The organism is Sedimenticola selenatireducens DSM 17993 (assembly GCF_000428045.1).
Classification (GTDB): Bacteria; Pseudomonadota; Gammaproteobacteria; order Chromatiales; family Chromatiaceae; genus Sedimenticola; species Sedimenticola selenatireducens.
This window is the reverse complement of record NZ_ATZE01000015.1, coordinates 36,296-49,079: the sequence shown is the minus strand read 5'-3', so window position 1 is coordinate 49,079 and position 12,784 is coordinate 36,296. Positions and strand designations below refer to the sequence as shown.

The following is a 12,784-nucleotide window of genomic DNA, read 5'->3' as shown; positions in this document are numbered from 1 at the left end:
TGTCTCTACTTCCCGTTAGACTGGCTGGGATAAGAAACTTCCAGCACAACACATTCACCTTCTGAGATGAAGGGTCCATGTACTTCTCCCGGCGGGCGACTGGCGTAGTCACCAGGTTCCAGCCATCGATCAACGGCCTCGTCATACAGACGACCTTTGATGATCAGAATTTCTTCCGGGTAATCGTGGCTTTTAGCGCCGAATGATCGGGTATCGGTTCCTGACCTGAAGCGAGTGAGGCGGGTGTAGTCTCCAGATTCTTCATCAATAGCCAGGGTAAGTTGCTCGATCTGGCCGTCACTACCGTCAATGGTTTCCCAGCTGCCCTGGTTGGCATCATCCAGGGCATTCCAATAGGTTATGGTCGATTTCGCCATCTTTATCTCCTCTTCTATTATTTGGGTCACACTGTCCAGATCACACCAGCGCGTGCGATTAAAACGCCTTGAATTCGGTTTCCGTCGCCGCGAAAAAGTCGCGGGTAAACTCGATCGCGTCTTCCTGGCTGAAAGCTTTGCAGGTAAAAATCACCACCGCGAAAAACCGGGTCGCGCTCCAGACATACAAGGAGATACCGGAATCGATTAACGGGATGAAGGCATCAAAGCCTTCGTTTTCATCCTTGCCGATGCCTTCCGGTGCATGAATGATCGGCTTTCCGTAAACCCGCAAATCCAGATGGGCGGCGAGACCCAACAGGTATTCCTCCACCTTTTCGCGGTTTATGTCGGCTGTATACAAGCCTTCAATCAATACTCGCTGACGAATTATTTCAGGCGCCAGATCTTTCATCGTTATTCTCCATAGTTTCTTGTTTTATTGAATGTACTTTTAAATTGATGCTTCCTATTCAAAATGACCTTCTGCAGTATCTTTAGTCAGCCGCAGTATCTGTCCAGTGTGGCGCATGCATCGATGCTGAATGACTTTCATCTTCCCGCAAGTCATGTATCCCAGTCGCTGGTATAAACGCAGCACGCCGCTATTCTGTTCGAAAACCTGGATCGAAAGTTGGTTACATCCAGCTGCTCTGGCCTGCCGTTCGGCTTCAGCCATCATTGCCAGTTCGGCTATATCGCGGCAATCACTTTTTTGGGCCGGGATTATATTCATTTTATTCGTCATATCCTTTTTATCGCCAGCTCTGGCTGAAAGTATTTTTGATCGATGTTGCGGTGTGATATTTGATCTCACCATCACCAGCTTACTCAATGACAGGCGATTCGAAATCGGCCGCTGTACTGACGATGCTTGAACGACCACTTTCCGCCTGATGCTGCAGAACACCGTCTGTGATCCGATTGGAAGCCACAATGGCGGCGTCGAAAAAACCAGTAAGTGAGGCCTTGTACCCGGTGAACCAGAGTCCAGGATGATCGGGATCGGCTTCGCCCGCACTGAAGTATGGATGTCCACCCTGGTCCAGCACCCCGCAGTCTGCGAACCAGGGCTCGAGCCCGGATCGATAACCGGTGGCGCAGATGACGATCTCGGGTTTAACCTTCGAACCGTCGCGCAATTCGACCGAATCGGCCCCAAATTTTACGGTTTCCTCCACCATCTGTATCTGGCCGCGCTTGACTGCGGCAACAAAGCCGTCATCCAGTGCTGGAGAAATACCGTCGCGTTCCAGGCGGGTCCCACCACCCTCAGGGTGACTGCGTAATCCATATCGGGTTAGATTGCCGTAGACCAGTCGTTGGGTGAGGGACAGGGCCCTATCGAGTACCGGTAGCGGCAGCATGGCGAACAGCCTGGCCAGACGGTGCATTGGAAATCCGAACAGTCGGGTCGGCATGATCGTCGGGCCGTGCCTCAGCGAAACCCAAACCTTGCTGGTGTTGACTCTGGACAGGTGATTGAGCACATCGGTGCCGGAATTGCCTGCACCGACAACCAGGATCTTACGGCCAGCATATCGCTTGATATCACCGAGATCTGCTGCATGCAGAATTTCACCGTTGAACGAATCGCGCCCCGGCCAGTCCGGCAGGTACGGATACTTCTCACGACCGGTCGCGATGACTACATGATCGGCCTCAAATAGCCCTTGGCTGGTTTCAATGCGCCACCGGTCAGCCTCGCACGATATCTTGCGGACCACGGTCTCGAACTGTATCGGCAGATCCAGCTGGTGGGCAAAGGTTTCCAGGTGCTCCACCACCGCATCACGGGGCACGAAATCGCCGTGTTTACTGCTCATCCGCAGGCCGGGTAAATCGGCAAACGATCGATAGATGTTCAGTTTTAACTGTGGATGTCGGTTTCTCCACGGTTCCGCGATCCGCGATCCGCCATCAATGATCCTTGCACGGATGCCCTTGGCATTGAGCGCATGGGCGGCAGTCAGGCCGGACAGACCAGCACCGATGATAATAACTTGTGGAATGCTTGAGTGTTTCATTGTAATTCTCCAGAGATGTTATGGCCGCAATACCCAGTAATCATTCTGTATATCGTGAGGCAGCTGGTGCACTTCGACACTACTGAAGCCGGCACGAGTAAAATAGTCACGGGCACGCTCCCGCCCCCACATGGTGCCCAGTCCCTCGCCACCCTGAGCCAGGGACACGCTCATGCAGTGCATGATCGATATGGTGTAAAGCAGCGGTCCCAAGGGATGATCGCGGTCATGATGGTGGTGGCTTGACGCGTGGATGTCCTGTGCCAGGTAGACGCCGTTCGATTTAAGAGTGTTCCGAATCCCTTGCAACAGTTTCAGTGGATAGGCCTGATCGTGAATGGCATCAAAGGTTGTAACGCAGTCGAATTTTTCCTTCTCAGCGGTGACGTCGAAGTCGGACAGATCCTGAATCTCGAAGGCCACATTTTTTAGCCCATGTCTACTGGCGTGCTCGCGTGCCCAGGCAATGGCATCTGCCGACAGGTCGTAGCCTTCGAAGTGGCTCGCAGGAAAGCGCTCGGCCATTTTCATCAGCGCCATGCCGCGGCCGCATCCCAGATCGAGTACGCGGATGCCGGATTCCAGGCGTTCCGTCAGTTCCGGCGCCAGCGGCAGAATGGCGTCGAACAGCGCGGGTAGCACGGTCTGACCGCTGTCTTCCGCCATGACTTCGTGAAATCGGTGATACTTGTCATAGTGCACGCCCTTGCCATGTTTAAAACTGTCGAGTACGTCATCCTCAACCTGGCCCAGTAACGGGATGTACTGAGCGAACACGGCCAGATTCGCGTCGCCGCTATCGGTGAGCAGAGAGGCGTGCTCGGGCGGTAAACGGTAGGTCATGACTTCGGCTTCATGGTCCAAGATGCCTGATACCGTCAGGCCACCAAGCCATTCACGCACGTAGCGCTCATTCAGTCGGCTGCGCCGGGCGAGTTCGCTGCAGGTCACCGGTTCACCATCGGCCATGTGATTGAACAGGCCGGTTCTGTGGCCGAGAGAAACCAGTTGAAGCATACCTCCTTCATTGAGGGCCTGCATAAATCGGTTCTCGAATACTGCCTGGCGGGTATCGTCGAATGTCTGGTTTGGTGTATTCAGCTGTGCGGTAGTCATGATGTTCTCCTGTAACGTGTGATTCATGTATAAGGACCCTGTCGGTCCGGCTTGTGGCTAGTATCGAACCCCGCACTCCATTACACTAAAGCGGAAAAAGACGAAATACGGTCATTTCTGCCATGCATCAACGAAAACCCCGCATCGCGCTGTTGGCTATCCCCGAAGTAGCCGCCTCTACCCTGTATGGCATGTTCGACGTTCTTGCATCGGCCGGGCGTGACTGGGCGAGCTTGGTGGAGGGTAGGGAAGGCGAATCGGTGCTCGAACCGAAGGTGGTGACACTCAGGGGATCGGGGCCGATGACACTCGCCAACGGGGTGCAGATGATGCCGGACGAAGATGACGGCACGACGCCGGATGTTGTGTGCGTACCCGAGGTTGCAGTAGCGCCAAGTGCAGTGTTGACGGAATCCCACCGAGCGGAGATCACCTGGCTGCGTCGTTGCTACGAAGCTGGCGCGATAGTCGCCACGGCGTGTTCCGGAGCTATGCTGCTGGCAGAGACTGGGCTATTAGAGGGTGCCGAGGCCACTACACACTGGGCCTATTGTGATGCCCTGGCAAGTTATCCGGGCGTGCAGGTGTTTCCCAATCGTGCGCTGGTGGTCAGTGGAGAGGGCGGGCGCCTGATCATGGCCGGGGGTGGCACGTCCTGGGAGGATCTGGCGCTGTATCTGGTAGCACGGCTGGTCAGTGTGGATGAGGCTATACACATCGCCAGGCTGTTCCTGATCGACTGGCATGATGTGGGTCAGCTACCGTATGCAGCATTGGCACGCAACCGCCAGGTGGACGATGCGGTTATTGCACGTTGCCAGGCATGGATTGCGGAGCACTATGAAGAGCCATCACCTGTTGCTTCCATGATCCAGCTCAGCGAGTTGACGGAACGCACGTTCAGTCGCCGATTCAAACAGGCAACGGGAATGGCTCCCATCGAGTATGTGCATACTTTGCGGCTTGAAGAAGCCAAGCAGCTGCTGGAAAGCGGCGATGAACCCGTTGAAGCCGTTGCTCAGGAAGTTGGATATGAAGATGCCGCCTTTTTCGGTCGCTTGTTTCGCCGCAAGGTGGGTGTGACTCCCACACAATATCGTAAACGCTTTCGTGGGCTGCGCCGGGCATTGGAAACATGATGAACTTCCATGACGAAGCGTCTAAGCGGTACGCCATTTAGCATCACTGTCTCTTCCCTGGTTACCTGGAAACCCTGGTGTTCGAAGAATGGCTGCGCCTCAAGATTTGCGGCGGTGTTGATTCTGTCGATACTTTCCTTCTGTAGCATCTTCAATGCAGCTGTATACAACTTTGAGGCTATGCACTTGCAAGCGAAAGGAGGCGAAGTGAATAGCGAATACCACACATGCGGCGATCAATCGGAATTGTTTTTGCGATCTTTGTGAAGGGTATTCTGAGCATGGTATTACCGTTTGGCAGGAAAACAAGCCATTGAATGTAATAGAATAAAATGACTCGTTTACAATCGAGTGGGAGTGACCGGGACTAGCAGGCAATATCTGGCACTGGCTGGCATCACACCGGTTATTCGGCCCGATGCTACATACTTTTTCAATCCAGGTCCGGATGCATTGGAATAACGATATACTCCATAAACGGATTCAGTACACGTACGCCTGTTTTAACTAAGTTCTTATGGTTACGGATGACGACTGGTAATTCATAGATTTTTGCGCCCCTTGTTGATGATATTGGTGTCAGCCAAATGCATGGTCGTTTCCAACTTCATCCTGTTCCTGATGGTACGATTTGCAGCAGCGGGGTAGGGGCAAGAAGCTCAGGTCGCCCGAGGAAGCGCAAACGCCGAGCAGCCATCCGCTCGGTGCACTAAAAGCAGGCCTCTTGAGGGGACGCTCGAAACGCGTGTTCAACATCGATATTGAAACGTATCGCGAATGCAGGGGTACTGTGAAGGTGATTGCCCGTATCGAAGACCCGATGGTGATTAATCAGATCCTCGATCACCTGAAAAACAAAACCGAAACCAACGAGCCCAAGACGTTACCCGAAAGCCGTGCGCCACTGGCTGGACTGCCGCAAGGGCTGCTTGACTGACGACTTCAAAAGCCAACGGTTCAATTCAACATGCTGCACTCACACTGTGACGGCAGGATTTCGCCTTGCCGGATGTCGGGAATGGAGTCGACTGTGGAGAGCAGATGACAGGTTTTCGACTTATTTAGCCCCAATGTAAGCCGGATTCGGGGTGCATCGCACGGCTGCCGAGAGACTCAACAGCAGTCAGCGGCTGCGGGACTTGGGTGAAAAGGCCGTTTGTTCTTCTTATACGCCCCCGGACTGGGCGATGTAGAGGCCAACTTCCAGGCAGTCTCCGATTCGGTCAAGTGGATACTCTCTTTTGCCATGCTCCTGGGGCCCCTGGAGATATTCACTCTGCTGGTGGTGCTGAGCCCGGCATTATGGTGTCGCTAGACGTGTGGCCTAATCAGAAGCCGAAGCCGGTCGCATGATGCACGGCTACCCGTGTGGCCTCCAAGGACGCGCCGAACCAACCGATGAACTGCGGATAATAGCCTGCATGATATCCGAACTCAGGGAAGTGACTGTGCATATGCCAACAGCCCGACCAAAACCTTCATGTCCAAGACACTTTGCAAGGCTGGCATCGACTCCCCAGGATGGCCGTTGCGTATTTTATGCAGTGCTTCCCATGGATTGCGACGTGCAACATCCCCTAAATCATATCCGGTTGCCAGCTTCCGACCATCGGTTCCATGACATGTAGCACAAAAAATATCGAACGTATCCTTGTATTGGGCTGCTTCGGCTTTCGCCCGGCGTGTTTTGACATCAATGTACTGATCCGTGTCCAATTGACCATAGGCGACAAAATTAGCCAAGTCCAACAAGTCTTGTAACAGTAACGGACCATTTGACCAAGCCGTACTGTGGTAGCCATGAGAAGGGCTCATCAGTAACTCCACAATCGATGAGGTCGATGCATTCGCACTCTGACGAATGCCTGTTACACCGGTGCGATGATCACCTTGACCATAGACTCCATCCTGACCTTTATAGTCCCATCCGTGACACTCTTTACAGCGCCAGTTGGCCTCTGGCCTATCGGCGTACCTTGCATCCAGGGGATAGGAGGCATGGCGCGTCTGCTGTGCACTTGTACCGCTCTCTTTTTGCCAATTGTCATAAAGCCGGCCACCTCGTGTGATAGAGGCCTGTAAGTTTTTATCCGGCAATATTTGAATGTACGCCAGCAAATCCGCCAGCCGGGATACTTCCAGTATGCGCATTGGTGGCATCTGTTCACCCGGGTGGCCATTCATAATCTTATGCAAGGTTTCCTGGGGAAATTCCCGTGAGAAAGTACCCAGCGGTAAAATATTCCGCGACTTTTGCCCACTGCTACCATGGCAATTCAAACAAACTGTTGCATAGAGATTTGCCTCCCGTTTGGGATCACCCGACACCCTGGTCTTGCCATCATGAATAAAGGACGACAGCTCTATTCGTCCGCTGGAGATAAATGCCGCCAGGTCATGAATATCTCTTTTCGCCAGCTTATCCGTATATTGATGCGTAGCATTATTCAAAATATCCGCCAATAATACGGCATCAAATTTCCGGCCTGTTTCCAGTGGTTTTGTACTCTGACCTTTTTTCCCTTCGAAGTTCCAGCCGTGACAGGAAACACAGCGCCAGCTGTTCTCCGCGACGTGCATATCCGGGCTGGGAATCCTGAAGTTCTGATTGGGTGCATCGGGTACGCGCTCCTTACCTTCCATAATCCAGTTATCAAAAAGGCGCCCGCCTCGAGCAACAGAAGCACCATCAGCCTGAACAGCGGTACCGACAATAAGCAGCAGAAAAATCACGGAACGTGACAGAATGTTCCTGTTAATAGCGAACGCCTCTCGTAACGCCCACTGGCGATGGAAAAGATCAAAGTCTGCCAATCTCATCATTGCATCACCCGAAAAAGTGCCCACACCGAAAAATTGTGCTGATTCCCCTAATCATCAAATTCATCATCTGAAATAGGCCGCTTGTGTGCAATTCCCTTATGACATTCAATGCATGTTTTTCCCTGCTCCATGGCTTCCTGCATTTTTTCACGTGAACGCTGGCGCTGCTTCAGGAAATCCATCGAGTGATAGCTATGGCAATTACGACACTCTCTGGAATCGGAAGCAATCATTCCGGCCCATACGCGTTCAGCCAACAGCAGTCTTCGAGCCTCAAATTTTTCCTTGGTATCTATAGTGCCAACCATTTTATGATACAGCTCGTTGGACGCTTTAATTTTGCGCCATATTTTTGCTGTCCAAGGTTTAGGTACGTGACAATCTGAGCAGATGGCGCGCACACCAGACGGATTGGAGTAGTGAACAGTCTGCTTATACTCCTGGTAAACGGTTTGTTCCATTTCATGACAAGAGACACAAAACTCCATGGTATTGGTGTATTCCATGAAAGTATTAAAGCCACCCCAGGAGACCACCCCGAACACCGCACCAATGATAAAGATGGTTCCCCAAGCGTACGCCTTGGATGGCGAACGGAACCATTGCCAAAACCGTTTCAACATCATCACTCCCCCAACGGCTGCGCCATACTCCAGAAGGCCCTGAAGTATGGGCCTGTTGTTTGTAATGATTTTTTCTGCTGTCCCATAAACCCCATCTTCCTCAGGGAGAGGGTTGGTATGAAGGAGGCAGTATGAGCTAACTCAATGATTGTTAATATCCCCTCATCCTGTTGTTAGTGGTCCACATCCCTGTGGACCACCCTTCGGGGACGAGGCGTGAAAATCGGTTCTCCCGCCAATTTGTCCCCGGAAAAGGAAGGTATACACACCTTGGCTATCTAAGTCTCACTGTCTGACTGCTGATTGAATTATCAAGTACAATCCGTCTGTCACAAACAACCAAAGTGGCGCTTAATGGGACCGCAGTGAACAATTTTATTCCTTAGGCAAGGTGACCATGTATGCCAAAATGTCGACCGATACATCTACCGGCAACGCACGCATGGCAGGCATGGCTTCCTTCGGCTGGCCGTTGAGGATCTTGGAGAAACCTTCCCACGGATTGCTGCCGACAATTTTGCCAAGAGGCGCTGGCAGTTCATTGGGGCTGCGACCCTCTTTGTCGTGGCAGCCAGCGCAAATGGTGTTGTAATAGGCTTCACCCTTGGCCACATCACCGTTGACGGATTTATCTGCATTGATGTACTTGGTCATATCCACCTGACCTTTCGAGACGAACATGGCCAAGTCGTGGTAATCCTGATCAGACATCATACCGGCCATGCCGTGGGTATCATCCTTGATAGTGGCGATAATTTTATCCAGTGGCGCGCCTTCCTGGGAACGTAATCCAGTAATGCCGGTCTTGTAGGATCCTGTGGCATATGCGCCATCTTTACCCCGCAGGTCCCAACCATGGCAAGACTTGCAGCGCCAGGTTGTGTCACCCTTCTTTTTTGTGTTGGAAGCTGGCCAGGCTTTGTGGGTCTCTTCGGGTTTCTCGGCACCGATCACCTTGATCCAGTTGTCGTACAGCGTTCCACCACGAGCAATGGAAGATGCCTCTTCGGCCTGAGCATTTTGGCCGAAACTGAAGACTGAAGCGGAAAGAACGGCTAATGCGCTGAATTTTCTGACTTTCATTATTATGTGCTCCTTTTGGTTTACCTATCCCATCAAACACTATAGTACTTTCTCATGAAGGTACTTCATTTATGATCTGCATCAGACTTCTTATCAGACCGGCCTCCACCCTCCGGCAGTACCCATTTACGTTGGAATATTTCATGGTACCGACTGGCTGTCCGATGCAAGGAAGGTAACGATAACCTAACGTGGTGTTGGATTAGATACGCCTTTGCAGATTATTCCGACCGTAATAACAGGGCCGGCTTGAGCTGCAACCGGCGCAGCAAGTACTGGGCACCCAAGCTGAGTGCGCCGATACTGATCACTGCTGCGACCACCGAGCCCAGCCAGAAAAAACCTTCGGCAGGAATCTTCATCCGCAAGTTGAGCAGCGGGTAGGCGATCGCGTTGCCCAGCAGTACTGCAAACAGGGTGGTAATGATCGCCAGCACCAGGTATTCCAGATACAGGCTGCGCCGGATGACACTCAAACGTGTGCCCATGGCCTGCAATACTGTGGCGGTATAAATCTGGCGGCTGCGCCCTGCCGCCATCACACTGACCAGTACCAGAAAACTGGCCAGGAGGCTGACCGCGGCGACCACCGCAAGGCCGCCGCTGGCCTTACCCAGAATCTGTTGCGCCGTGTCCACCATTTCTGCAGTGCGCACAGTGATGATATTGGGCGCAGTGGCGGCAACACGGGTCTGGCTGCTAATGGCGTCAGCCGCGTCCATGTAGGCTGCACCTACGTAGCGGTGTATAAAACTGTCCAGTGCGCCATCGGAAAAAATCGCCTCGAACCAGAACCGGGTTTGCACCCCTTTCTGGCTGTAGATGGCAGCCACCTGGGCATCCAGCTGGCGTCCTTCAATGGCAAAGCGGATCCTGTCGCCAACTTGCAGGCCGATCTGCTCTGCTTCATGGTCCTCCACGGCCACTTGAGGCAAGTCGTTTTCACCCCGGTTTGATTCATTCCACCACTGCCCGTCAATCACGTTAACGCTATCAATATTGTTGGCCGTGTAGCTGAATTTATGCTCATCCCGTGCCGCCTCCTGGCGCTGCTGTGGGGTCAAGTCTGTTTTTTCGCTCAGCGGAATGTCATTGATGGTTGCAATACGCCCTCTCACCAGTGGCGCCAGCTCAAGTCGCTGAAAACTGCCAGCGGCACGAATCGCACTGCTGACATCCTCCCGTTGATCGGTAAAAACGTCATACAGCACAAGGGCGGGTGACTCCTCTGGCAGTGTGGTGCTGAGGGTGTGCAGCAAGGCGCTGACAATAAGGGTGCAGGCCACCAGTAAGGTGAGGGCAGATCCCAGTGACAGTAGAGAGGTGCGTAAAGCTGAGCCGGGCCGGTGCAGATTGGCCAGTGCGAGGCGCAACGCAAAATGCTGGTTCAGCACCGGATGATCATCCAGCATACGGGCCAGTTTACGGATCAATTTGACGATTACATCCAGCAACAGTAACAGCGCGGCCACCGTGGCCATAAAACCCAGACCAAATCTGATGTCAGGCATGCTAAGCAAAACCAGGAACGCAAGCAGACCACCACAACCCAGGCTCAGCAGCACCCATTGCCGTGGTGGTTGCTGCCGCATGCCTACGTCACCGCGAAACAGAGCGGCAGGAGACACGTGCACCGCCCGCCCGATAACGGGCAGGGCGAAGTAGAATGCGGTGAGTACGCCAAACAATATTGCGCTGAGCAGGGGTATGGCGATTGCAGCCAGCGAAGATTGCAGTGGTACTTCGGCCGCTACGATAGCAATACCCGATACCGCCAACAGTGCACCCAGCACCGTGCCCAGCAGGCTTGAGCCGATACTGAGTATGGCTACCTGCAGCAGATAGACGGTTGCCAGGGAACCATTGCGCAGACCCAGTGCCCGCAACGTGGCGATCGTCTTGAGCTTATTCTGCAAATAGGCCTGAATACTGTTGAAAACCCCCAGGCCGCCGATGAACAGCGTGCTGAAGCCGATAATCAGCAGCCCGGAGGCGATTTGTGCCAGTCGTTCTGCAATGCGCTGACTGCGGTCGGCAAAGGTGCGCACTTCCCAGGGCAGTTGTGGGAACTGGGCATAAAACTGCTCGCGCCATTGCTCGGCAGGTTGAGAGGTTTTAACCCGGTAGTTATACTCAATACGGCTGCCGGGCTGGATTAGCCCGGAGGCGTTAAGGGCATCGTTTGAGAGCAGGACTGGCGTTCCACGCCAGTTGGCATTGAGACTGCGATCGGGTTGGACGAGTACCTTGGCGCGTACCGCCATTTCCAGGTTGCCGATCAAGACCGTATCGCCCACTGAGAGCTTCAGCCGGTCTGCCAGCACCGGGTCCAGTGCCACGCCCCACTGTTCGTTCTGTTTTGCCAGTAGGGATTGCAAGGGCCGATCAGGCTGCAGCCGCAATTCACCGTACAATGGGTAGCGGGCGTCCATACTTTGCAACTCCACCCGGGCGAACTGGCCGGCTGGCGTCCCCAGCATGGTATCCACTTCGGTGACCAGTGATACTTCACCGTTTTGTGTCATCCAGGAGAGCGTTTCCGAACTCAGTGGCTGGTTGGCATCCACTTCCAGGTCACCGCCCAGCAGGGCGCGGGTATCCGCCAATAACCCCTGGTTGACCAGCTGATAGAGCCCCCCGGACGCGGCGATAAGGGTGACACCGAGGGTGAGACAGGCGCAAAATACCCACAGTGAGCGACCACTGGCGCGTAAATCCTGCCAAGCCAGCTTAAGCAGAAAGGGCATCGGCCGCCTCCCGCGTTGATTCGGTTTCGATCAACTGACCATCTGCAAGCTTTACCACCCGCTGGCATCGACGTGCCATGGCTTCGTCGTGGGTGACTACTACCAGCGTCGAGCCGGTTTGCTGGTTGAGCTCAAACAGCAAGCGGGAGACCCTTTCGCCGGTTTTGATGTCGAGGTTCCCGGTGGGCTCGTCAGCCAGCACCAGTTTCGGGCGATGCACCAGTGCACGGGCGATGGCCACCCGTTGCTGTTCGCCGCCGGACAGCTGTCCGGGGTAGTGGTGTTGCCGTTTGGCCAGCCCCACTTTATCGAGCATCTGCTGCGCCACTTGGCGGGCGCCGGCTTTGCCGGCTATTTCCAGGGGCAGGGCGACGTTACCCAGGGCGGTTAAGCTGGGCACCAGGTGGAACGATTGAAAGATAATACCCAGATGGTCACGCCGTAGATCGGCCAGCTGATCCGGATTCAGTTGTGAAAGTGTTTGACCGTCCAGGGAAATGATCCCGGCATCGGGCTGCTCCAGGCCGGACAGAAGCAGTAGCAGACTGGTCTTGCCGCTACCGGAAGGCCCCAGGACAGCTACTGTTTCGCCCTCTTCAATGGTCAGTCCGATCGCATTCAGCACCTGCAAGGGCTTCGATTCCATCGGGTAGCTGAGCGAGACATTTTCGAGCTTGATCATGGTTAGTGGGTTCCAGTTTACGAAAAGATGCGGTTCGGCCTGCCTATGCTTACGCCCTAATGAGTGCAGCAGATTGGTCGTTATCGATTAAATGACGAGTGTCTGTGCATGATTTTTAACGCGTTATTAGTAAGGTTAACAAGCTAACCGCCGAGCTGGCTCGGCTA

13 protein-coding genes and 1 pseudogene are annotated in these 12,784 nt (G+C 53.8%); 3 read left to right on the top strand and 11 right to left on the bottom strand.

Annotated features, from left to right (window positions below):
* Window positions 1-5: 5 nt before the first annotated feature.
* Genes A3GO_RS0113640 through A3GO_RS0113620 form a run of 5 tightly spaced genes read right to left on the bottom strand, consistent with a single transcriptional unit; the run spans window position 6 to window position 3,520 of the window.
* On the bottom strand, window positions 6-377 hold the full coding sequence (locus tag A3GO_RS0113640) for a cupin domain-containing protein (protein WP_029133864.1): 372 nt from the start codon (window positions 375-377) through the stop codon (window positions 6-8).
* Between the two features lie 58 nt (window positions 378-435).
* On the bottom strand, window positions 436-792 hold the full coding sequence (locus A3GO_RS0113635) for an S-adenosylmethionine decarboxylase (RefSeq protein ID WP_029133863.1): 357 nt from the start codon (window positions 790-792) through the stop codon (window positions 436-438).
* Between the two features lie 54 nt (window positions 793-846).
* Window positions 847-1,212 carry a GNAT family N-acetyltransferase gene (locus A3GO_RS0113630; protein ID WP_157606822.1) on the bottom strand — a complete coding sequence of 122 codons (366 nt, stop codon included), beginning with the start codon at window positions 1,210-1,212 and terminating at the stop codon, window positions 847-849.
* Entirely contained in the window at window positions 1,205-2,404 is a 1,200-nt protein-coding gene (locus A3GO_RS23890; protein WP_037375411.1) for a flavin-containing monooxygenase, read from the bottom strand. Before A3GO_RS23890 ends, A3GO_RS0113630 begins: the two co-directional genes overlap by 8 nt.
* 18 nt (window positions 2,405-2,422) lie before the next feature.
* Window positions 2,423-3,520, bottom strand: coding sequence for a class I SAM-dependent methyltransferase (locus tag A3GO_RS0113620; RefSeq protein WP_029133861.1), 1,098 nt, complete (start codon window positions 3,518-3,520; stop codon window positions 2,423-2,425).
* A gap of 122 nt (window positions 3,521-3,642) precedes the next feature.
* On the opposite strand from A3GO_RS0113620, the gene A3GO_RS0113615 reads away from it, so the two are divergent.
* Window positions 3,643-4,659 (top strand): GlxA family transcriptional regulator, encoded by a 1,017-nt coding sequence (locus tag A3GO_RS0113615; protein WP_029133860.1) that lies wholly within the window; start codon window positions 3,643-3,645, stop codon window positions 4,657-4,659.
* Window positions 4,660-4,679: 20 nt separating this feature from the next.
* Here the strand turns inward: A3GO_RS0113615 and A3GO_RS26875 are convergent.
* A pseudogene (locus tag A3GO_RS26875) lies at window positions 4,680-4,886 on the bottom strand (GNAT family N-acetyltransferase); the annotation flags it as partial.
* A 518-nt stretch (window positions 4,887-5,404) separates the two neighbouring features.
* On the opposite strand from A3GO_RS26875, the gene A3GO_RS26385 reads away from it, so the two are divergent.
* Both A3GO_RS26385 and A3GO_RS26180 read left to right on the top strand, forming a co-directional pair.
* Window positions 5,405-5,596: a hypothetical protein gene (locus A3GO_RS26385; RefSeq protein WP_169720413.1), complete on the top strand. Its 192-nt coding sequence runs from the start codon at window positions 5,405-5,407 to the stop codon at window positions 5,594-5,596.
* Between the two features lie 219 nt (window positions 5,597-5,815).
* Window positions 5,816-5,974 carry a hypothetical protein gene (locus A3GO_RS26180; protein ID WP_157606820.1) on the top strand — a complete coding sequence of 53 codons (159 nt, stop codon included), beginning with the start codon at window positions 5,816-5,818 and terminating at the stop codon, window positions 5,972-5,974.
* A 119-nt stretch (window positions 5,975-6,093) separates the two neighbouring features.
* Here the strand turns inward: A3GO_RS26180 and A3GO_RS0113600 are convergent, their stop codons facing one another.
* The 5 genes from A3GO_RS0113600 to A3GO_RS23885 form a co-directional block, all read right to left on the bottom strand.
* Complete coding sequence (locus A3GO_RS0113600; protein WP_029133858.1) at window positions 6,094-7,482, bottom strand: c-type cytochrome; 1,389 nt, start codon at window positions 7,480-7,482, stop codon at window positions 6,094-6,096.
* A 47-nt stretch (window positions 7,483-7,529) separates the two neighbouring features.
* Window positions 7,530-8,105 (bottom strand): NapC/NirT family cytochrome c, encoded by a 576-nt coding sequence (locus A3GO_RS0113595; protein ID WP_211245096.1) that lies wholly within the window; start codon window positions 8,103-8,105, stop codon window positions 7,530-7,532.
* A gap of 375 nt (window positions 8,106-8,480) precedes the next feature.
* A complete protein-coding gene (locus A3GO_RS0113590) occupies window positions 8,481-9,188 on the bottom strand; it encodes a c-type cytochrome (RefSeq protein WP_029133856.1) in 708 nt (235 codons plus the stop codon).
* Between the two features lie 221 nt (window positions 9,189-9,409).
* The gene (locus tag A3GO_RS0113585; RefSeq protein WP_029133855.1) at window positions 9,410-11,935 is read right to left on the bottom strand and encodes an ABC transporter permease; all 2,526 of its coding nucleotides are present in this window, start codon (window positions 11,933-11,935) and stop codon (window positions 9,410-9,412) included.
* Window positions 11,919-12,617 carry an ABC transporter ATP-binding protein gene (locus A3GO_RS23885; RefSeq protein ID WP_051302303.1) on the bottom strand — a complete coding sequence of 233 codons (699 nt, stop codon included), beginning with the start codon at window positions 12,615-12,617 and terminating at the stop codon, window positions 11,919-11,921. The genes A3GO_RS0113585 and A3GO_RS23885 overlap by 17 nt, the downstream gene beginning before the upstream one ends.
* Between the last annotated feature and the right edge of the window lie 167 nt (window positions 12,618-12,784).